At 40.3% G+C, this 21,014-nt stretch carries 22 protein-coding genes; 10 read left to right on the top strand and 12 right to left on the bottom strand.

Annotated features, from left to right (window positions below):
* Nucleotides 1-429 precede the first annotated feature (429 nt).
* From LLY41_RS10885 to LLY41_RS10875, 3 genes are all read left to right on the top strand, one after another.
* A complete protein-coding gene (locus LLY41_RS10885; protein WP_179289052.1) occupies nt 430-576 on the top strand; it encodes a hypothetical protein in 147 nt (48 codons plus the stop codon).
* A gap of 75 nt (nt 577-651) precedes the next feature.
* Nucleotides 652-1,755: a GerAB/ArcD/ProY family transporter gene (locus LLY41_RS10880; protein WP_095245120.1), complete on the top strand. Its 1,104-nt coding sequence runs from the start codon at nt 652-654 to the stop codon at nt 1,753-1,755.
* A 519-nt stretch (nt 1,756-2,274) separates the two neighbouring features.
* A complete protein-coding gene (locus tag LLY41_RS10875) occupies nt 2,275-3,003 on the top strand; it encodes a MerR family transcriptional regulator (RefSeq protein ID WP_304587962.1) in 729 nt (242 codons plus the stop codon).
* A 349-nt stretch (nt 3,004-3,352) separates the two neighbouring features.
* On the opposite strand, the gene LLY41_RS10870 is transcribed toward LLY41_RS10875, so the two are convergent.
* The 5 genes from LLY41_RS10870 to LLY41_RS10850 all read right to left on the bottom strand — a co-directional run bounded on the left by LLY41_RS10870 (nt 3,353) and on the right by LLY41_RS10850 (nt 8,426).
* Nucleotides 3,353-3,895, bottom strand: a complete 543-nt coding sequence (locus LLY41_RS10870) for a small multi-drug export protein (protein ID WP_304587960.1) — start codon at nt 3,893-3,895, stop codon at nt 3,353-3,355.
* Nucleotides 3,896-3,912: 17 nt separating this feature from the next.
* Nucleotides 3,913-4,341, bottom strand: coding sequence for a hypothetical protein (locus LLY41_RS10865; protein ID WP_304587958.1), 429 nt, complete (start codon nt 4,339-4,341; stop codon nt 3,913-3,915).
* A gap of 2 nt (nt 4,342-4,343) precedes the next feature.
* A complete protein-coding gene (locus LLY41_RS10860; RefSeq protein WP_095245107.1) occupies nt 4,344-4,550 on the bottom strand; it encodes a helix-turn-helix transcriptional regulator in 207 nt (68 codons plus the stop codon).
* A gap of 407 nt (nt 4,551-4,957) precedes the next feature.
* A complete protein-coding gene (locus LLY41_RS10855; protein ID WP_304587956.1) occupies nt 4,958-6,721 on the bottom strand; it encodes a Rieske (2Fe-2S) protein in 1,764 nt (587 codons plus the stop codon).
* Between the two features lie 253 nt (nt 6,722-6,974).
* The gene (locus LLY41_RS10850; protein ID WP_095245109.1) at nt 6,975-8,426 is read right to left on the bottom strand and encodes a serine hydrolase domain-containing protein; all 1,452 of its coding nucleotides are present in this window, start codon (nt 8,424-8,426) and stop codon (nt 6,975-6,977) included.
* 258 nt (nt 8,427-8,684) lie between these two features.
* Here LLY41_RS10850 and LLY41_RS10845 point away from each other — a divergent pair, with 258 nt between their 5' ends.
* Both LLY41_RS10845 and LLY41_RS10840 read left to right on the top strand, forming a co-directional pair.
* A complete protein-coding gene (locus tag LLY41_RS10845; protein WP_095245110.1) occupies nt 8,685-9,032 on the top strand; it encodes a PadR family transcriptional regulator in 348 nt (115 codons plus the stop codon).
* Nucleotides 9,019-10,020 (top strand): HAAS signaling domain-containing protein, encoded by a 1,002-nt coding sequence (locus LLY41_RS10840; RefSeq protein WP_095245111.1) that lies wholly within the window; start codon nt 9,019-9,021, stop codon nt 10,018-10,020. The genes LLY41_RS10845 and LLY41_RS10840 overlap by 14 nt, the downstream gene beginning before the upstream one ends.
* Nucleotides 10,021-10,069: 49 nt before the next feature.
* Here the strand turns inward: LLY41_RS10840 and cyoE are convergent, their stop codons facing one another.
* From cyoE to LLY41_RS10810, 6 genes are all read right to left on the bottom strand, one after another.
* Nucleotides 10,070-10,987, bottom strand: a complete 918-nt coding sequence (gene cyoE, locus LLY41_RS10835; RefSeq protein ID WP_304587954.1) for a heme o synthase — start codon at nt 10,985-10,987, stop codon at nt 10,070-10,072.
* A gap of 199 nt (nt 10,988-11,186) precedes the next feature.
* Nucleotides 11,187-11,948: a hypothetical protein gene (locus LLY41_RS10830; RefSeq protein ID WP_304587952.1), complete on the bottom strand. Its 762-nt coding sequence runs from the start codon at nt 11,946-11,948 to the stop codon at nt 11,187-11,189.
* Between the two features lie 193 nt (nt 11,949-12,141).
* A complete protein-coding gene (locus tag LLY41_RS10825) occupies nt 12,142-12,543 on the bottom strand; it encodes a hypothetical protein (RefSeq protein ID WP_304587950.1) in 402 nt (133 codons plus the stop codon).
* A 181-nt stretch (nt 12,544-12,724) separates the two neighbouring features.
* Nucleotides 12,725-13,288, bottom strand: a complete 564-nt coding sequence (locus LLY41_RS10820) for a competence protein ComK (protein ID WP_095245115.1) — start codon at nt 13,286-13,288, stop codon at nt 12,725-12,727.
* 153 nt (nt 13,289-13,441) lie between these two features.
* Nucleotides 13,442-14,305 carry a DNA sulfur modification protein DndB gene (locus tag LLY41_RS10815; RefSeq protein WP_304587948.1) on the bottom strand — a complete coding sequence of 288 codons (864 nt, stop codon included), beginning with the start codon at nt 14,303-14,305 and terminating at the stop codon, nt 13,442-13,444.
* 165 nt (nt 14,306-14,470) lie between these two features.
* Nucleotides 14,471-15,565, bottom strand: coding sequence for a DNA sulfur modification protein DndB (locus LLY41_RS10810; RefSeq protein ID WP_304587947.1), 1,095 nt, complete (start codon nt 15,563-15,565; stop codon nt 14,471-14,473).
* Between the two features lie 451 nt (nt 15,566-16,016).
* On the opposite strand from LLY41_RS10810, the gene LLY41_RS10805 reads away from it, so the two are divergent.
* Nucleotides 16,017-16,388 (top strand): VOC family protein, encoded by a 372-nt coding sequence (locus LLY41_RS10805; RefSeq protein WP_304587946.1) that lies wholly within the window; start codon nt 16,017-16,019, stop codon nt 16,386-16,388.
* 313 nt (nt 16,389-16,701) lie between these two features.
* Here LLY41_RS10805 and LLY41_RS10800 read toward each other — a convergent pair whose 3' ends face one another.
* Nucleotides 16,702-16,857, bottom strand: a complete 156-nt coding sequence (locus LLY41_RS10800; protein WP_370460334.1) for a fasciclin domain-containing protein — start codon at nt 16,855-16,857, stop codon at nt 16,702-16,704.
* Nucleotides 16,858-17,000: 143 nt separating this feature from the next.
* Here LLY41_RS10800 and LLY41_RS10795 point away from each other — a divergent pair, with 143 nt between their 5' ends.
* The 4 genes from LLY41_RS10795 (at nt 17,001) to LLY41_RS10780 (ending at nt 21,011) form a co-directional block, all read left to right on the top strand.
* Nucleotides 17,001-17,222 (top strand): hypothetical protein, encoded by a 222-nt coding sequence (locus LLY41_RS10795; RefSeq protein WP_095245123.1) that lies wholly within the window; start codon nt 17,001-17,003, stop codon nt 17,220-17,222.
* A 284-nt stretch (nt 17,223-17,506) separates the two neighbouring features.
* A complete protein-coding gene (locus LLY41_RS10790) occupies nt 17,507-17,650 on the top strand; it encodes a hypothetical protein (protein WP_304587943.1) in 144 nt (47 codons plus the stop codon).
* 831 nt (nt 17,651-18,481) lie between these two features.
* Nucleotides 18,482-19,573 carry a GerAB/ArcD/ProY family transporter gene (locus LLY41_RS10785; protein WP_304587941.1) on the top strand — a complete coding sequence of 364 codons (1,092 nt, stop codon included), beginning with the start codon at nt 18,482-18,484 and terminating at the stop codon, nt 19,571-19,573.
* Nucleotides 19,554-21,011, top strand: coding sequence for a spore germination protein (locus tag LLY41_RS10780; protein WP_304587939.1), 1,458 nt, complete (start codon nt 19,554-19,556; stop codon nt 21,009-21,011). Before LLY41_RS10785 ends, LLY41_RS10780 begins: the two co-directional genes overlap by 20 nt.
* Nucleotides 21,012-21,014: the final 3 nt, after the last annotated feature.

Here is a 21,014-nt window from a genome sequence, read left to right as displayed (position 1 = left end):
TATTCTGTATTCAAGCGCTTATACCTTTTATTCCTAGCCGTTTTTCTCATTAACAAAGGCTTCCTGATTTGATTAGGCAGCTAAGTACTCAGGATTTGTTATCTTGTTCATAATCGGAATCTAATATATATGTATAAAATTAATGCTTTATTTACACTCTTCTTCCAACAGCTTCTTCGTTTATAAAATAAGGATTGCTCCAGCAATTCTTATCCACTCATTCATAACTTTTCCAAATACGGAAACAATAAGTGTAATGCCGAACATAAACAATAGTGCTCTTTAGGCTTTCTTTCACAGCCACTTTAATGGATGAAGATAGGATTAAGAGTTTCTCACGGAATAGGAATTCCGGGAAATCAATGACTTTAAACTGTAACCTGTTGCAGATATGCGGATTTGTGAGGCCTTAACAAAAATGGCTACATCATGCTGACGATTGAAACATCACTTAAGCAATTATATCCGGCAAGAGTTGCAGGTAAAGAAGCGATGCTCAAGCTTCCATTTCACAAGCATTCGAAGCGGCCGCTCTTTTTGCGGACCAGAAATCCTTTTCAGCTTGGCAAGAAATAGCACAGAAAAAAAGGATATGGATTAATATCATTTTTACCGTAGCCAGTTACCAATCACGAAACGGAGGTGAGCCAGATTCAGGAGCAGCCACTACCAGATAGATTGAAAGTATCTCCATTCTTGGTGTTTTATTTAATTATGTCCATGCAAATTGGCATTGGAGTTCTTGGTTATCAGAGAGACATCGCAGAAGATGCAGGCTATGATGCCTGGATTTCCATCCTGCTTGCCGGGGGATGCATACATGTTTTAGTTTGGATGATATATAAAATTGCCGAAACGGTTGATGGGGATTTTGTCACAGCCCATACGTACCTTTATGGAAATTTCATCGGCAAAGCAATCAGTTCCATTTTCATTGGGTACTTTTTTTTATACGTACTAGCTATATTACGAACCTTTATCGAAGTCATTCAAGTGTGGATGTTTCCGGATCTGAACACTGTCTGGTACTCTCTTGCATTCATGATACTTTGTGTTTATATCATTTTTGGAGGGTTCAGAACGGTAGTCGGGATAGCCTTTTTCGGCCTGGTATTGCCGGCTTATCTCCTCCTCACATTTGGCTGGGCAGTTAAGTTCTCAAATTTTTATAATCTCCTCCCAATTTGGAATCATTCAGTGAAGGAACTGCTCATCGGTTCCTACAATATGTCACTTACCTTCATCGGATTTGAGATTATTCTGTTCACTTATCCTTTTATAAAAGAACCTAAGAAATCCAAAAAGTGGGCCCACCTTGCTGTTTTCACCACAACCTTGATCTATACGATATTAGCAGTCATTACCTTTGCCTATTATTCGGAAGATCAGCTTGCTAAACAGGTTTGGCCCACTTTGACCATGTGGAAAATCGTCGAAATGCCATTTGTGGAGCGTTTTGAATATATTGGAATTGCAAACTGGAACTTAATAATGCTTCCGAATGTGTGTATTGCCATTTGGATTTGTTCCAGACTTATCAAAAGGATTTTTAATATTAAGCAAAAAGTAGGCGTGTTTTTTATTGTCAGTGCTTTATTAATTCTGATTAACTTTGTTAATTCGCGTGAAAGGATTAGTCAGCTAAATGACTATTTTGGGAAAGCTGGCTTTGTTTTTACATTCATTTATATCCCCTTGTTTTTTACCGCCATCATGATTGCCAAGAGGGTAAAAAAGAAGGTAAAAAAGAAATGAAAAGGCTTATCTTAATGTGGATGGATCTGTAATCATAGCCGGACAGGTGAGCCTCCGCAGACGCGAAGCGCCGATGAGGCTTAACGCCCGGCCTGCGTTAATAAGCGAAAAACAACTATTTATACGAAAAGAGCCTTTTTAACCATAATTCAGTTTGAAGCCTCCTGACATATAAGTTATTTTCTTTTCTGCTGCCCGGCCAAGAGTGGTTTTCGATAAATGGTGGAAAAAAATTTGGTTATTCACGGTTAGCATACTTTTTGCGCGATTTGCTATTTCAAGAAAAAATTTCACAAGTTGGAGAACATAAAGCAATTGTTCCTTGGCAAGATCATGGTTTTGAAGATATCGTTAATAGCTGGTTAAAAGAATGATATTAGAATGTAAGTAATTATTATTAAACTTGTCTGCACCGTTAATTCAAAAAAATGCTGTATACGCAGCAAAAATCTTTAAAATTCATATTGACTCTCACGTTACGGGATACTTTATAGTAACTAGTGAAGGGAGCGATACACGATGAAAGTGAAGGAAGTTGCTGATTTGGTGGGAATTAGTGTGCGCACACTGCATCATTATGATGAAATTGGATTATTAACTCCAGAAGAAATCACTGAAGCAGGTTATCGGGTATATTCTGACGAGAATCTCGAAACCCTCCAGCAAATCTTATTTTTTAAAGAGCTTGGCTTCCCTTTGAAGAAAATCAAGGAAATCATAGATAGCCCATCATTTGACCGGGAGGAAGCGCTGATCATTCAGCATAATATGCTTCTGGAAAAAAAGAGACGACTCGAAAAAATGATCGGGACTATTGAAAAAACCATCCAGCATTCGAAAGGAGAAATACTAATGTCTAAACAGGAAAAATTTGAAGGCTTTGACTTTAGCCATAACCCATATGAACAAGAAGCAAGAGAAAGGTGGGGTGACAAGGCTGTCGATGAAGCGAATGAAAAAGCGAAAAACATGACGGCTTTTGACCAGGAAAAATTCAACGATATTTATCGCAGCCTTGCCGCGATTCGCCATCTCTCACCTGATTCCCAAGAGGCTCAAGAAGGGATGAAGGAGTGGTACCATTTCTTAAATAAATTGGGGAACTACTCTCTTGATGCATTCAAGGGTTTAGGTCAAATGTATGTTGATGACGAGCGCTTCACTAAGAATATTGACCAATTTGGTGAAGGCTTAGCTCAATTCATGTGTGACGCTATGGCTGTATTTGCTGACAAAAATATAAAATAATATATCCCAATAGAGGCTATGGCCTTTGGCTGGCTATAGCCTTTTACATAAAAATAAAAACAGACGCATTCCTTATTTTGAAATGCGCCCGCTTGTAGTATTTTATTAATATTGGAGACAGCACTGGATGGAAAACTCCTCAAAACTCATTTCTCCTAATGCAAACTTCGTACTTTCAACAAATATCCATCACTCTACCATGCAAAATGACTGAATTCGCCCGAAATAAACAGAAAATTCGCCGAACCACGAAATAAAAAGCTAAGGAAAAAGACGCTTTCTTAACACTAAGAAAAATACCCCGATTACTGAATTGGTATGAAGGATTATAAAAGTCTCACATGAAGTATTAGTTGCTGAATAGGCGGATTAAAAAACCATCTTCTTCAACATGAGGCATAAAATAGGTGATTCCATAACTTGAAGCTACAGCCATAATGACTGTCCAAAGGAATAAACTGGTCAACATCCAGCCGGTTACCCTCTTTCTTGTCGAACCAAAGCTCATTCCCATAAACGCGGATATATGAGAACCCACGAAAAATGGGCCAATGATCGCTAAGCCAGGTAAGCCATACTTATCAAATAGTGCCCGTGCCCGTTTTCCTTTTTTTGACTCTTCCATGCCTTCAGCATCAGCTTGTGCTGCCGCAACTTCTTCCACATGCATAATATCTTGCATACGTTTCTTTTGTTTTCGCTTTCTCATCCATATCTTCACTTGATCCACAAATAAAATTAAAAGAACCACTGTCAGAGCATTCCCCAAAAAAGCAAGTATCGCTGTCAGTACTGGAGATAGACCTCCGATGATAGCCAATGGAATCACAGCAACAAGTTCAAATAACGGAATCGCTGCCAGAAGAAATACTAAAATATACGATAACAACATATCCTTCATCCTCCCCTTTATTCATAAAGTTTTTTAACTTCCGACCAAAAAATAAAATACTGCCCAATGCCAAGTACAGTCAAAGTGATGACAGGAAGCAGTTCGACTTCTCTAAACAGTGTCACCGCAACAATCGCTGCCGGAATTGCAAAATAGTAATAAATATACACCTTGCGGCAAGCCCGATACGTAATATACTGATGTCCTTCATCTTCTTCTTTCAGCTCATAAGGGATGAATGTAAGAATACGAATCTTCCGGTCTGGGTACTTACGGTTAAAATAAACCATTGTTCCGAAATAAATGATGACAAAAATAGCATAAGCAATAAAAATCATTGTTGTCATGTAATTCCGCTGCTCTAAAACGATGCTCATTGAATAAATGACCGCAAGCCCAATCAGAAACACGCTCATTGTAAAAGGTGAACGCAAAAACCGTTCCATAATCACTCCTCCTCCCCTTCAATCCAAAACACTTCCTCTAAATCGACACGTAGTGCTTTAGCGATTTTCAATGCTAACAGCACAGAGGGTGCATAGTCCCCTTTTTCAATCATGCCAATGGTTTGACGGGTGGCTCCAACCAATTTAGCTAAATCAGATTGAGTAAAATTATGCCTCGCTCTTAATTCCTTCACTTTATTTCTCAGCATATTTAACATCCCCTATTACCATTTCCTGCTTCTCTATTGTAAGGAATACTTAACATTAGGTCAAGGATATTTTCCATTTTGTTAAGAATACACTTCATTTAATTTAGTTGCTCATAATGTAAAGCAAGAGGCTATAGTAGATCTCCAACCAAACGAAATTATCCATGAAAAGCAAAAAAGAACCTCCAAATTTTTTATGGAAGCCCTCTTTTGCTCATGATTGTGTTTAAAGTTCCTGTGGAATATGAGGTTTTGATTCTATGACTTCGCCGCCTTGCAACTGGCGGTATTTGCGTTCGTCAATTGTTTATTGGGGCTTATCTCTCTTAAACTAGTAGAGCAAATGCTTATTTCAGCGGCACGAACATTTGCCCTTCTCACTCTGAAGCAGAATAGTCCTCGATTGATCAAACATCTTCAAATAATTTTTCTCCCCGGTGGAGGCGCATGGCAATTTGTGCTGTATGCGGCATTTCTCTGGCAGTTGGGGCATGGCCTGCCAGATAACGTGTGACGGCTAAGATCAATGTTTCCTGTGCATATCCCGAAAGCCTCGAATCCTCTTTTTCCCAATGATCATGTTCGATCATTGCTGCTTCATACATTTGAAAAGAATGAAACTCTGCATCCTCTCTTAGCAAAGCGTGCCCGAGCGTATTGAAGAGTTCACTTTTATCACCGCCGCGTGCCAGGTAATTCACTACCCACCTTGCTGATTCTGCAACCTGCTGCTGCTGGTTCATCATCTCTAATAATTCTGAAGGATTCTGCGGTTTAGTTGCCACAGCCTTTGGTTCCGGCCTTCTGGCGGACGGTGTATTGAGAAAACGATCAAGATACACGCTCATTGCTCCATGAAAAACAGCCCGGGTCAATTCAGGTGTCGTCGACCGGCGTAACGATTCATGTACCGCATGTGCGTGAGTAAAAGTATGAAGTACGGTTATCCAATCCCTGAAATCATTTTGTACATGGAAGCGGGAAATCCGATCAGCAGCCGCTAAAGTGACGAGCTGGGCCAGCCGGGAAGGAGTGACGCCTTTTTTTAGTGCATCCATCATCATATTTACCGTATTAATAGGGGCATCTGATAAAATTTGTTCAACCAAAGCCGCTTCATCTATATCAGCATCTCCGCGTGGTGAGACATCAGCAAGGATATCAGGTAATTCCTGAAACGCCTCCTTTAAGGGTTTGACCAGGTTCACAGGTGATTGCCAGCTATGGGATTCTTCACTGCGGGATACATCGCTGATACCAGGCAGCAAGGATGATAATACATAGGGCCGGTGCTCACTACCAACCTGATTTAAAATCTCGAAGGCTTTATTATGAAAATCAAGAGTATGACCTGTATTCACATAAAAATGATCCGTGACCGCAGTCATCATCATGTCAGCAAGCTGCCCGTCCGGGAATCCCGATTGTATCGCGGTCAATAGCACCCGCTCAGCTCCCTGTGAATCCCGCACCTCCACACAGTGACGATACCATTCTGATAATTGCTCGAAGGATTGGGTATCCTCTTCATTTGATACAGGAAGGGATCCAAGTAAAAAGCGTGTTCCCATTCCGGAACTTTCCCTTGCAACATGAACCAGTCCTTGGAACAGCGCTAAAATCTGTCCAGTTTTATCTAATTTAGTCAATACATTGGTCATGGCTGTTAAAATCGTTAATCCCGAACCCCATCCGCTTCTTCGATGTGTTGTTCCGAAGTCGACGCCAATTTTTGCAATCTCTGTCGCTGGAAAACCCGCTTCCATCAATCCAACAACCGATTTGGCGATGACAAGACTAATATTTTGCTCAAGGCCTTCACGTAATCGCTGCCTCAATTTCCCGATTGTCACCTTATTAAAAGGAACCGGGTGAACCCAAACCTCATCTTCCTTTATCTCGACAGGATAAGTAGGAACATCATCTGCCCATGGATCCAGTGTTCCGCCGCTTTTTATATCAAAGCGGGCATGGTGCCAGTGACAAGTCAAAATCCCATCACATAGGCTTCCTGTATGGAGGGGAAAGCCCATATGCGGGCAGCGGTTATCCACCGCATAGACTTGTTTTTCGTAAACAAATACAGCAATGGCATGACTTCCGCCTTTAATAACCTTTGCACCTTCATCTTCAAGCGTCCTTAAAGAACCTGCATAAATCAATTCTGACAATGGTATCACTCCCAAAATGAATTTGAATGGCCTCTCCAGATAAGGATAGAGGCATACTAAACTGGTTATCTACTACTTTATATTATGGATGGAATACAGGAATCCTTCATAAGTGTGGACTTTTCTCATCCAAAAGGCTGATGGATAACCCCTAAAGGAGAAGGAAATTGGCTGGATGAACAGCATTAAAATACTGGGATTCAAAAACGCTCAGAGCATTTTCTGAGCGTTTTAAGTGATATTTTTATAATCCTTATCCTTTATTTAATGCTATACGAAAATAGATTCTCAAAATGGTCAGAACCAATCCGAAGATGAAAACAATCGCCAATAAGAACATGGCGGCTGGGTAAAGACCGAAGGCATCAAGAGTGGTTGAACTGTTGTTTTGTAATGTTGGAACAATAAAAAACAACCACCCAATTAATAAGGCTGGAGCCAATTGCGGAATTAATCGAAGGATGAATTTCCAGGCAGGCTGCTGTTTGCGTTTTTCGGACCATTTTTTACTGCGCATTATTCCTCTAATTCCTAAAATCATATAGATGAATGTGATGACGCCAAGTGATAAATCAATTCTTTTAGATATCGGAGCTTTTAATACCGGTTCGTTCCCCTCGGTCAACTGGATAATACCTGAACTAATCTCATAAGCGTGTTCAAATGTTGGTGTAAAGCTATTCAGCAACACGGCAACGGCATAACCGCTGCTTGGTATAATGTCTTGCTGTGCCTGATACGTTGATACCACTCCGCTATGCGAAATGCGTGCCGGCTTCACATTGGGTGAGCTTAACTCCCAGCCAAGTCCATATTTTTTGCTTTCATGTTGTGGTGAATAAGCTTCCTGTAATAATTTTTTTGATAATAAATCCTCCCCTGTCACAGTCTTTCCCTCGTTTGTCAGCAGAGAAAGCCATTTTCCCATATCCGATGCTGATGAAATGATGCTTCCTGCACCCATATTCATTGCTTCTAGCTCTGTCCAAGGCATTGCAGTTCCATAAGCTGTCACATAACCTTTAGGTAATCCAGGTACAATATCTCCCGAGTTAACAGTAGTGAGTGAGTCATTCATACCCAATGGAGAAAATACCTCTTCTTTAAGATATTGTGAGAATTCTTTTCGGCTTACATTCTCAACTAAAAGAGCTAAAACCCAGTAGTTCCCATTGCTATAATAATATTTTTCTCCTGGGTTTGATTGCAGCTTCCAGTCATTCATACGTTCCACACCTGCTTTTAGGTTACTCGCTGGTGAAACAATAGTCGGATTTGGAATTCCGGATGTGTGACTCAATAGCTGACGGATTGTTACTTCTTCCCATCTGGAATCATCAAGCTGTACCTCTGGCAGATAGTTAATTATTGGGTCATCCAGTTGGATTTTCCCTTCATCAGCAAGCTGCAAAACAGCCAATGCAGTAAATGATTTGGATACGGACCCGATTCTCATTAACGAATCTTCTGTTATTGGCTTTCCCTCGGAATCGTTGCCATATCCCTTCTGGTATACTAATTTACCGTCTTTTACAACAGCAATGGATGCACCAGGCAGCCCGTTCCGTTCTATATAATCAGTGACAAATTCATCAACATCTTCCGTCTTAAAAGGTTCAGCAGCTTGGACACTTACTGCAAACGGAAAATAAAACGCAGGTGTTAATAGAAATATTAACAGAAGTATAAAGCTTAATTTCTTCAATCTTTTCACTCCAATAAATTGTGTTTATTTGCAGCTTCTTAATGTTTAAGTTTATCATACAGAAAAGTCATAATTAGGTTAATCAGCTTGAGGCTTATTATTTTTTAAGACTCTGGTCGTATTGATTCTTCACAAATACCCCAAAAAACGGACATCATGAAGGATAAAGATTTATTGTTTTTATCACATCCATACTGTATGATACATAGTATAAACCATATAGTGTATGACATATAGTATATCAAGCGAGGTGATTGAATGAGCACGCTGCTGAATTCGTTAACAACTGAACTGCGGAGAGGAACATTGACGCTGGCAGTGCTGAGCCAGCTTCGGACACCGCAATACGGGTATTCACTGGTTCAGTTATTGGAAGACTCCGGCATCAATATTGATCAGAGCACATTATATCCATTGCTGCGGCGTCTGGAAAAACAGGAGCTTGTCACGAGCAGCTGGGATCATACGGAGAGCCGGCCGCGTAAGTATTATGTTTTAAGCGAAATGGGTCTGGAAACATTTCTGCAGCTTAGAGAAGAATGGATTAAGAATTCTAAACAGCTATACGGGCTGTTAAAGGGGGATGAGGAAGATGGATTTAATTGAAGTTTATATACAGGAAGTGACCCGGAGGCTGCCTGAAAAGAGCCGTGCGGATATCGCACTCGAGCTGCAGTCAACGATCGGGGATATGCTTCCGGATGATTACAATGAGGAAGATGTTAAGGATGTCCTCAGCAAATTGGGCAGTCCCGCAGCCCTGGCGGCAGGATACCGGGATCAGCCGATGCATCTGATCGGGCCGCGCTATTTTGATGTATATGTATCCCTTTTAAAAATGATCCTGCCGATTGCCGCAGCGATTTCATTGATTTCGCTTGCTGCCGAGTTTATTTTTAATTTTAACCGGGATGAAACGATCATCAATGCCATACTCGAATTAATGGGCTACGGAATTTGGAGACTCATTGAAGTGGCTGTCCAGGTATTTTTCTGGCTGACCATAGTATTCGCGGTAATTGAAAGGATGGATAAAGGAAAAGAGCAGCATCCTCTGTCACCAAGCTTAAAACCGTGGACACCGGAGGATTTGAAAAGCATTACGTATATTCCGAAGAAAAAAGCCATTTCCAAGTTTGAGGTTTTCGGAAGCTTAATGTGGACAGCCATTTGGGCAACCCTTTACTTTTATGCCGACCGGCTGATGGGTGTCTATAGAGGCGGAAGTGAAGGACTGGAGTTTAAAATTTCCGCTGTCAACCAGGATGTGCTCCTCGGTTACTGGCCGATCGTAGTGGTCATTATTGCGCTCGAAGCGGGACTCGCTCTTTACAAACTGATCATTGGGCAATGGACAAAAAGAATGGCGATTTTCAACACCGTCCTTGAACTGCTTGCCACCATCGTATTCATCATCATCCTGCTGAATCCGAATTTGCTCCAGGCGGAATTTATAGCATTCATGACTGATTTATTTTCAATATCCGCTGCCCAATTGAAGAGCTGGCTGCTCAGCAGCATCAGCATCATTTTCATCATCTATGCAGGAATCAGTATTTATGATGGAATCCGCAAATCAAGAATTACCTCTTAAACAAAAACAGACGCACACTGATTGATTGTCCAGTGTGTCGTCTGTTTTTTTACAAATTAAAAATAATACCCATAATCGAGTAAATAATCACCGTCGAAAAAAGAACTGTCATATGGACAAGTGAAAAGATAAACAGGGATTTTGCCCACTTTTCGGGATCCATCCGTTTATAGCCGTAGATACTGAGTGCCAGCCAGGCAATCCCGAGGAGCAAGGCTACGAGCATAAGGCCGGTGCTTAAGGAACCCAGCAGAAAGCTGATCCCAATCAGAATAACTAAGTAAACATTCGTCTGGATATATGTCCTTCTGACGCCTTTAACAACAGGCAGCATCGGCACATTCGCCGCTTTATATTCATCATGCTTCCGGATCGCAATCGCATAAAAGTGCGGCATTTGCCAGATGATGGTGATGATAAACAGCCCAAGGATCGCAGGATGCGTGATATCCGGATGGATGGCAGCCCAACCGATTAGCGGCGGCATCGCACCTGAAATGCTTCCAATCTCCGTGTTATAAATGGTTCTTCGTTTGCTCCACATTGTGTAAGGAACCACATAAAAAAACAGCCCCAAAAATCCAAGCAGACCCGCTAACGGAGTCGTGAAGGCAAGAGCGAGGATTCCAAACACAGACATAAGGCTTGCAAGCCACAATACCTGCTTAGTCGTGATTTCCCCTGTGACAGTTGGTCTGCTTTGTGTCCGCTTCATGATCGAATCAATATCACGGTCATATAAATTATTAAACGCCCCTGCTGCCCCCATTACCAGGCTTGAGCCAATAAAAGCCAGCAGAATCTCGGGCAGCTTCTCCAGAAGCCCGAAGTCATACGTATATAAGGCCAGTGTTAATCCTGCAAACATCGGGATCAGATTGGATTTAATAATCCCTGTTTTGACTGTCAGTGCGAGGATCTTTGATAAAGGCCGTCTCTGCGTCTTTAGGGTTTCTTCCTCTTTCATGATCAATTCTTCCCCTTTTAATTATTCTCTCTTTCTCTATATGCCAATATTAATTATACATCTATTATAACAGGAGTTGATGCTCAATGATTTCTGAAAAATCCCAATGCTGGTAAACTCTCTGCAAAAAGAAAAGAGAACCTTGCCTTCCGCTTAGTCCTCTTTGTTAATTCTAACATTATTTACTTGGCAATGGGACTTATAATCGTGACAGCTTTGTTTCAGAAAATAATTCCCCCGGGCCTGACCCGATTTCTTCACGTTTTACCTTCTGGATATAGGATTCCTTGTTAAATGTATGGATGTACCGGTTTAATTTGTAATAGCCAATATCGTTAACCGTATAAAAAATGACTACCGGTTTTCCATTTTTATAGAAAAAATGTGGATTGAGGATATCCGGAATTTCCTTCAGTTCATCCCACGGGTGAACAAAATTCAAGTAGTCTTCTATTCCCGGATCCCGCTCGTCTATATCTGAACGCATCTCTTCTCTGTAATCATCCGTATAAGGCAATATCCGGTCCTGTCCCCACGAACAGCCATGCCATATCGCCCCAAATTCATAAAGCTCATGCAAAGCAATCGCCGCCTGCAGATAGGATAAAGGTGACCTGTCCCCATCAATCGCGCCCATAAAGTCATCCAATGCGAACTGTGGCTTAGGCGGACTGAGGAAGTAGTCATCCAATTGGTCACATAAATCAGGATTAGGAAGCTCCACTTCTGCCGGAATCGCCCACACCACTCCATTGCCGTTTCTGCCGCTAAAATATTGATAGCCTCTTAACTTGTATTCTTTCTTGATTTTTAATTGAGAGAAGCCATGGATGATATCTTCTGGATTATCGGCGGAGATGCTCCAGCCTGCCGGAAGTTCCATTCGGTCTGCAGCATTCGCCGGATTCACGATGATATTTGGCTTTGCGGCTGAGGCGGTGAATATGGTCAGGTTTTTCATGTGTGATTTTCTCCCTTTGAGTTATGTCATCTTCTTTCTGCATTCATTGTACGACGCAGCCCAGTTAAATTTTCAGATAGGTGTAGATCAGATAAATGAAAACACCTGTCCTCTAAGTCCAATGTAAGAGGTCAGGTGCCTGATTAGGAACATCTATTGTAAATGAAGATTGTACGAAGTGTTCTCTGGAGGATTACTGATTGTTCAGCTTATAGATCTGCCGGGAGTGCTCTGAAATCTTCTGATCATAATAAGCAAGATCATGCTTAGATGCGGCTGATTCTCTAAGATCGGCAATCTGTTCAATAGCCTGATCCGCTTTCGCATCAATTACAGACAATTTTTCATTCATTTCATTCATTTTAACATTTGTGCTGGCGACACTATGAATCAATTGCTGGATAAGGTCCTCATGCCGTTTTAAGTCCGCTGTCAGCCTCTTATCCATAGAGTTGACTTTCTGATCCAATGCGTCCAGCCTTTTATCCATCGAGCTGACCTTTTGATCCAATGTGTCCAGCCTTTTATCCATGGAATCCACACTATGATCTAATGATTCAAGCTTGTTCAGGATTAAATTCAGTACTTTTTCCACCTTTCTCACCTCCTTCTCTTATCATTATATCAGGAATCATGTCGAATCAGACAAGAATTTTGGGATCTGAGATAGTCCGGATAACAGTAAAAGCTGCCTTAGCAATATACCTTTTTAGAAAGCGCCTATCCCAGTTATGCGGGACAGGCACTCTGTAGCCGCCAACAGACGCTATCTGCTGCTACTCTTTCTTCCTCTCAATAATATAATTCCGTCTCCCTTTTTTAACCGAGTAAGTATCGGTGGTTCTTTCCATAATAAAGCTGAAGGTATTTACCTTGCGCTTGGATATTCTTGATTCCAGCTTCTCTGCCCGGTCATATTTCATAGAAACCTCTTTTTCAGCCGCATTCAGTTTAAAACAATGACCTCCACTCACATAAACGTTTGAGGTATCATGGCCCTCAGCCTTGATCGCTTCCACATGATGAAACGCAAACCACACACATTCATCATGCCCGGGCGAAGTATGAGGAAACCAGTACATGTCCATTCCACCTGGAATTCGTACTGGTGCAGCCCTGCAGGGTCCAAGTATGGTTCTCGAACCGCTCGATGCACCATTCAGATCAAAGCCATAATAGTTTATGCTTTCATCTATGATCTCAATCGGCCTCTTCTTTACCATAAACGTATAGTTCCCTTCTAAAACCAAACTGCAGCATTCGCCTTCTTCGTTATAATGGGACCTGATTGATTTCGTTTCCGAAATGATTATATACTCCCGTATCAGTAATGCATTCATTGTACTTAATATCCTCCCTTAAACTTCACTATTTAAAAAATGTAAATTAAGGAGTATACTAACTTATGAGCTGGTATACTCCATCTCAACCAGACTCTCAGGCTATCGTCTTCCCGGACCGGCCTGAGGGTTTTTTATGCTTTTACACTATGCTCACCTCCTTTGCGCCTCCAGCCAATTGGCGATTTCCTCTATATTTTTCTTGCTTTTATCAAGGTAAAAGAATTCTCCTCTTGCCATTCCATCAAATCTTCTCCACTCCGGATTCGCACTGCTCCAGTTCACTTCCATTAAGCTATCCATTCGTTCAATCAGACTTTGTTTTTTGGCTGCCAGTGATTGATCTTCCCAATCTTTCATTGCGTATAACAATATGGCCTGAATAAGCGGAAAGCTCGCCAGCATGGTTTCGTGATAGTTTCCGATTCTTTTAGGAGATTCAAAGGAGAAGAGTTTATCGAACCAGGAATTTACGATATCCATATAAACTTCATCATCTCCCACGGCATTTTCCTTCCATTCATCCGTTCTGTTTAACAGCTTGCCTGCCAGAATAATGGCCACAAGCAAACGCAGCTGGGAGAGTGAGAGGAATTTTTTATTAGCAGGCCGAATAATGGCCCTTTTTTCGGTTTCCACACCTGCTTCTATCAGCTTGGAATTGGATTGGAGAATCCGGTTCGTCATCCCATTTAAACGGTCTCTCGAATCATAGGCGATTCGCTTGGACAATGCCACCTGTTTCCCTTTTGTGTTTAAATCAATAAAAAGCTGGTTTTCCTCATCCATGGAGAGTCCTTCAAGGACTTGAATGGAGATCTCTGTCTTCTCCAGCAGATATTGAAGATGATAAGCATTCCGGATTTCTTCGTCCTTCTCACTTTTCATACTCATAAAAATTTGATCCTCGAGCTGAAGCAGGGCTTTCATCCGGTGTGATCCATCTACAATTCTTAATCTGCCTGGCGCTTGCCCTCCTAACGTCCCCTCTTCAGCTGAGGCAACCAGCGGCGGCATATATATTTCCCCCTGCAGCATTCGAGAAGATATACTTTTTAATCCGTCTCACCTGAAGCTGATTTGTGTCTCTCAGAATAAGCCTTTCTTCTTTATGCATCCTGACGAGTTCAGAAACAGGCAGCGCAATGAAAGTCTGCCGCTTAGTAAAAACATCTTGAACAATCACAGCTTCAGCCCTCCCTGTTCGATTTTCTTTTTGAATTCTAATGAAGTCTGCTGGATTTTTCTTGTGGCTGAATGGCCTTTAATTTTCGAAGCTGACGGGTCAAACAGGTGACGGAATATTGGATCATCGTGATTCCAGCTGCACTCGGATTTTAAGTTTTTAAGTTCGTGTATAGCTGCTTTGTAGGATAAGTTATGAGTCCTGGTCATCTGATTGACACAATAGGCTAGAGCTATTTGCACCCCTGAGTAACCGCTTGCAAACTTAATTCTATTGGCACTTTTCTTCGGGAAAATCTGCGGCCATATCTGAAAAAATTCGATTGCAATCTCTTCAGCTTCCTTCGGATTGCATCTATAATACGGGGTACCTTTTTTTACTGTTAGAATGCCTTCAAATAAGGCAATGATGCATCTCTTCATGGTGGCTAATGATGTAAGTGCGGAGTTGTGAATGGATATTCTGGAAAGGCTTTGTTCGATTTCAAACATAGGCTGAAGCTTTGATGCAACGGTTCTTGTCAGCTCAGTATATTGGTCACGCTGATCATAGAGCATAACCTGCCCGACATGAGCATCTCTTCTTTCCGTATTTATATCAGTAAAAAGCTGCCTCTCCTGTGTTGTTGTCAAATCCAGAAATACCTGCATGGCAACGGGATATTCTTTCAATCTCTCAATATAGGTCTGCAGCATGATGGCTTCCTCCAGCCTGCCTGTTTCTTCCGCTGATTCTTTTCTGGATTTAAGATGGCTAATCGCAGATGAGAAACTCGCGCTTCTGTGCTGTCCATCAATAATATAAAGCTTGCTTCCTGGAGTCAGTTCCCATCCATCCTCCGTTTGGCGAATCGCGCCTCTGGCCGAAAACACAAATGGAGAAAAATAAAAGTCACTGCCTCCTTCAAGCGATTGAATGATAAACTCTCTGATCTCCACCCGTCTTTTTGGGTCCAGCTTTCTCTGAACTTCTTCATCCACTTCAAATATCGCTTCCAAAGTCGCATAGCGCAGCTGAGTCACTAGTACTTTTTTGCCAAATTGATTGTATGACGATCCCATAATTCTGGTTAATACGCCAATATCTGTCATATTTCTCACCCCGAGATTCATTATAGGCATGTTGTCTGATTATTGTAAAATCATTTTTCACCATCACACTCGCTCCTTTCTTTCTAAGGCCTGATTTTGCTAAGTCAGCCTGTTTTCATACTATTGACGGTAGCGGAAAGGCAAGATATAATATGCGGCTTAATTATCGAACTTAGCGTGAGACTTTTATTTATGATCTATGTCACAAAAACCTTCTTTAAAGGCGTTATCCAGCCTTTTTATTAAAAACGGAGGTGAAAAAATGAAATTTTTCTTCAATTTCGAACATTTTGTGACAGGTTTTTTCAAGCAGGATCTTTCATGAATAGCTAATTACTTATATAGGAGGTTTTTGTTCCGTTAGGGCTGGTTTATTCAATAAATGGAAGGAAAAAGGTTTGTAGAAAGGGAAATTATTTGATAAACCGGATTAAATAAAGGAGAGAAAGCTGTGAGCAAATCATTTATTGAACAAGTACATTATATTAGGATTCCTGTAAAAGATTTAGAGTTGTCTGCACAATGGTATAAAGATGTATTAGGGCTCCAGTTACTGAACAATACTGACGAACTTGCAATTTTAAAAGTAAACGTTGGACCTTTCTTACTTATCTTAGTTCCTACCGAAGATGAAACATTTGCACATTTTACAATTGAAAATGAACAAGAATTTAGCATTGGCTTTACAAGTCCAAATTTATCTGAATTTCATCAGTACTTAATTGATCATCAAGTTAAGGTCGAGGATATAAAAGAAGATAATGGTCATGCCTTTTTCCACTTTTATGACCCAAATGGCAATAAACTTCAGGTACACTGGTAAGTTTATCGCAGTCTAACGGGCAGTAAGACCCCCGCTTCAAGACTCAGAGGAATCAAAGGAGGATAAGCGGGGGTCAAACTGCCCGTAAAGGCCCGATTGGTTCAACTAACATTCAGTGGGGGATAAGGAAAACCCCACTGATTGAAGTTTCACTTTATTAACGGGTGCTTTAACGTTTTAAGATCGGGAACCTCCAAATCAGAGGTGCCTATAATTTCCGCCTGAAAAACACAAAAACTTTTTAACGCAGCCAACAATAAAAAAGACATAAAGAAAGACTGAAACCCAAGGGAATTTCAGTCTCTTCTCAATACTATTTCGGCAATAATACCCGGTCAATGACATGGATTACACCATTGGAAGCTGCAATGTCAGGTGTTACCACAGTGGAATTATTGACTTTAACAGGGTTAAGGGAGATTGTCACTTCTTTTTCTGCGAGAGTTTTTGCCTTCACTCCATCCCTCAGATATTTTAAATTGATTTAGTAAGGGTCGGCGCATACATTCATGTGTTCAGCTAAGATTAATATATAGGTTGTTAAATACAAAGGATTATTTCTATTAGTAACAGTAAATCTGAGCAGATTTTTCTAAAAAAGGAGATGAAATTATGAAAAATGTTGCTAACAATGTCCATATAGGTGAATTAATAGCTGTCTCCAGCGTTTTTAATTTAAATACTTTTCGAATGACCACGTTACTGGAAAATGGCTTAATGGAAGTATTCGATAACAAGGAAGCCTTTTTTAATAAGTATGGAAAAAAGGAAACATATGAGGGATTAGATTGGTGCGAGTTGAATAATGGAAGAATATTTACTATGACGAAATAGGAATGGCATAAATCCCTGCACCAGAAGTTAAGGAACGTAATCATCTCCTGGAACGTATACGTATTCTCATTCTATAGATGGTAATTTTATAAATGCTGATGATAGCATCGCTTTATTAGATTGTTCCCTTATTGCAACAGTCATTAAAACATGATTTTCATACATAAACAGAAAGTGTTCTTCTTGGTTTTAATACTCCCCTCACTTTTTTCTCATATCCTCTGATAAATGAGTGTTTTATTGTAAATTATAAGTTTGTGTAAAAAAAATGAGGAGGGATCTGTATGCAACAGGAGCAACAAGCTAAAGACATTATGACGAAACCTGCCGGGACTGATCCACAAAAAGTAAAACAAGAAATCCAAAAAGATGTAAGCCAGGGGCAAGGTGCAATGACTTCCAGAGAAGCAGGTGCAATGAGAGATTAAAAGACCAATTCGAGTGGTTTTTTCTCTTAATTTCTATATTAGTGTGATGAAATGTTTATTTTTGAATAAACGTATTTTTAGTGAAGTCAGTACAATTATGTATGCCTGAGCGCAAAACACGCTCATGGTCAAAATTAGCTGGTTATTCTCCATAGCAGACTTTAACACAAACATAGCCTCGCAGTTGTCGTCTGGAGTGTCCCCCAGATTACCTCTAGGTACAATTTCTATTTGTGGAAATAATGATTTAACCTTTCTTCGAGAAGAACAGCTTGACTGATTCTCTTTCGAATCCCCTAACATTACCGCTCACCTCCTTCATAATAGATTATTCAAAAGGAGGGACAGGTGTATAGTTATAGAAGAGAAATTATTATTTTTTAAGGACCAGTCAAGAATAAGAAGCTCGATTCGCAGTTCCGCACCGCGAATCGAGCTTCTTAAGTCCGTTCATTTACCTTCCTTGCCCTTTTTTCAATAAGATGCGTTGCTTTTATATCCGCAGCTTTCCTCTTATTGCAAAACCACACATTCAAAATAGCCGCTATCAGCCTAAATTCATGATATCCCATCAGCGGATAAACCGTTTTGACCAATTTGATGAACCTGACAAAGCTAACACCGAAATGTGCAGCTCCAAATAGGGGCTTTGTTTTTTTCTGGCCCCTTTATAGTTACAGAAATACCTGACTCTGTAGTACTTGAAATTGATTCTTTTTCTATCCAGTAAATCTTCTTTGTCTTCTTTTGAGAAAAAACGAGTTGTACATAAATTATATATGCCAGGTTCAAACTATTTGAACAGACATTAAAGAAGTCAAAGGTGATCGAATGAATCAAAAGGTAATTCAATCTTTGCACATATATATTCTGCAAATCATTTCTACAGGATTTCTGGTGCATGTGCTCATTCTTCCAATCCTGCTTTCAACAGCGAAACGGGATTCCTGGTTAAGTGTTCTTTTTAGTATAGGGCCTATGATTCTCTGGTGCCTGATTATTTTCTATATCTATAAAAAAATGGACCGTCAAAATGACCTGATCACTTTATTGAAAAGAAAAGGGCTGCCTTCCTGGATTTATTCCATTATTGCTTTATTGTTTGGACTATATTTTCTTTTTTCAGCTTTTATCACCCTCAAATTCACGTTTTTTTGGGCGAAAGGTAATTACGCTTTTGAAGTCCCGAATTTAATTATTGTCTTTCTTTTCTCCCTTGTTTGTTTTTATGCATCTGTCAAAGGAATCAGGACGATTAGCGCCATAGCTTTGATTGTCATTCCGATTGTTTCATTCTTTGGCTTTTTTGTAGCAGCCGGGAATATTCCAAACAAGAATTACGAATTGCTGTTTCCCCTATATGAAAATGGCGTTGAAGGTTTATTTAAAGGAATATTCTATTCATGTTCAGGACTGTTTGACATCACTGCTATTTTATTTTTGACCCCATATCTGAAAGACAAACTCAAAATAAAGTGGATTGTATTGGTTGGTGTCATACTTGCCCTGTTAACTTTTGGTCCATTAATAGGAGCCATCTCAGAATTTGGCGTAGAGGAAGCGGCTAAAATGAGGAATCCGGCGTACGAACAATGGAGGCTTCTGCGAATTGGAAACCAATTTACACGTCTGGATTTCCTTTCAATCTTTCAATGGCTATCAGGGGCATTTGTCCGAATAAGCTTGACACTCTTTATAGCAAATAAATTATTATCGTTCAAAATGAAAAGCAGGTGGCTTCTCCCGATTCTTTATCTCCTTTTATTGGCAAGCGCTTCTGTGAATTGGGACTCAACCTCATTCTATTATTTTTTACAGCACTATTTTTTTCCTTATAGCCTAATCTTTCAGGTTTGTGCACTCCTATTTGTCCTCATTCCAATCAAATTAAGTGGTGATAAACATGAAAAAAATTCAGCCTAAAATAGCGGATCAAATAAGAGAATGGTTCAAAAATGCATCAGATGTTGTGATTAAGGAAAAAATCTATCCGGAAAAACAAGGTACGCTATCCCTTGTTTTTCTGTACTGTTCCAATTTAGTGGATATTAAATATATGAACGATGTGATATTCCCTGCGTTAAAAAATGTCATCTTAGAGAGCGGAAAGCTGAACAAACATGACTTATTTAATGAACTAGAGGTAACTCAGCTGGAGGAGCAGGATCATACTAAAACAGAGATAGAGCAGAAGGTTTTTTCTGGTGAACTTCTGATCATTAATTCGGAGAATAATGATATCTTCTTTTTATCTGTCTCCAATATTCCCAAAAGAAGTCCTGAGGAATCCAATATTGAAACTTCGATAAGAGGGCCAAGAGATGGATTCGTAGAAAGCATTTCAGATAATATGGCATTAATCCGGCAAAGGCTGAAATCATCCTCACTAAAAAGCATTGAGTATTCGATCGGCGAAGTCAGCAGGACAAAAATGACCTTACTCTATATGGATAATAAAATAAACTCCGATGTGCTTGAAGAAACAAAAAAAAGGCTGGATGCCATTAAGCTTGACATGGTGGCAAGCACGGTCGAAATTGAAGAATTATTGTATGATAAAACATTCTCCCTGTTTCCCTTAATGGACAACTCCGGCAGACCTGATTTTGCAGTTTATGCTTTAACGCAAGGGAAGTTTGTCATTTTAGTGGATGGAAATCCGACCTGTCTGGTTGGCCCCATCACGTTTAATCATTTGCTGTTTTCTCCTGAAGATCTTCACGACAGTTTTTTTTATATAAGCGTAATAAAGATTCTAAGGCTGGGGGCTTTCTTAACTACGATATTTTTACCTGGTTTTTATATTTCATTAATTACTTTTCAGCTGGATCAAATTCCTTACCCTCTCATTGCAACAGTTTCTGTATCCAGAATAGGGCTGCCTTTGTCGGCCCCTGTTGAAACTTTTTTAATGCTTGTTTTATTTGAGTTATTTAAAGAAGCTGGAGTGCGTCTTCCAAAAGCAGTGGGACAGACTGTAGCTGTGCTGGGCGGATTATTTATTGGGGATGCAGCTATTCGGGCGGGATTGACTTCTCCTTCCTGTTTGGTCATTATCGCCATAACCGTCATTTCCGGCTATACGCTTATCAATCAAAACATTTCAGGCAATATCGTGATCCTCCGGTATTTTGTTTTGCTCATCTCGTCCATTTTTGGCATATATGGCTTCTTTATTTCCATGTTTCTTATCGCGACTTCGGTTGTTTCCCTGGAGAGCTTTGGTCAGCCCTATATCTCATACCTGATCAAACCTAATTTAGCACATCGAATGAAGTCTGCCATCAGACAGCCTTTTCAACTTCTGAACAGAAAAAATCGGACCCATAATCTCTTCGGTAATGAAAGTCAAAAGGAGTAAGGT

This window comes from Cytobacillus firmus, from assembly GCF_023612095.1.
Classification (GTDB): Bacteria; Bacillota; Bacilli; order Bacillales; family Cytobacillaceae; genus Cytobacillus.
This window is presented reverse-complemented; position numbering and strand designations above follow the sequence as displayed.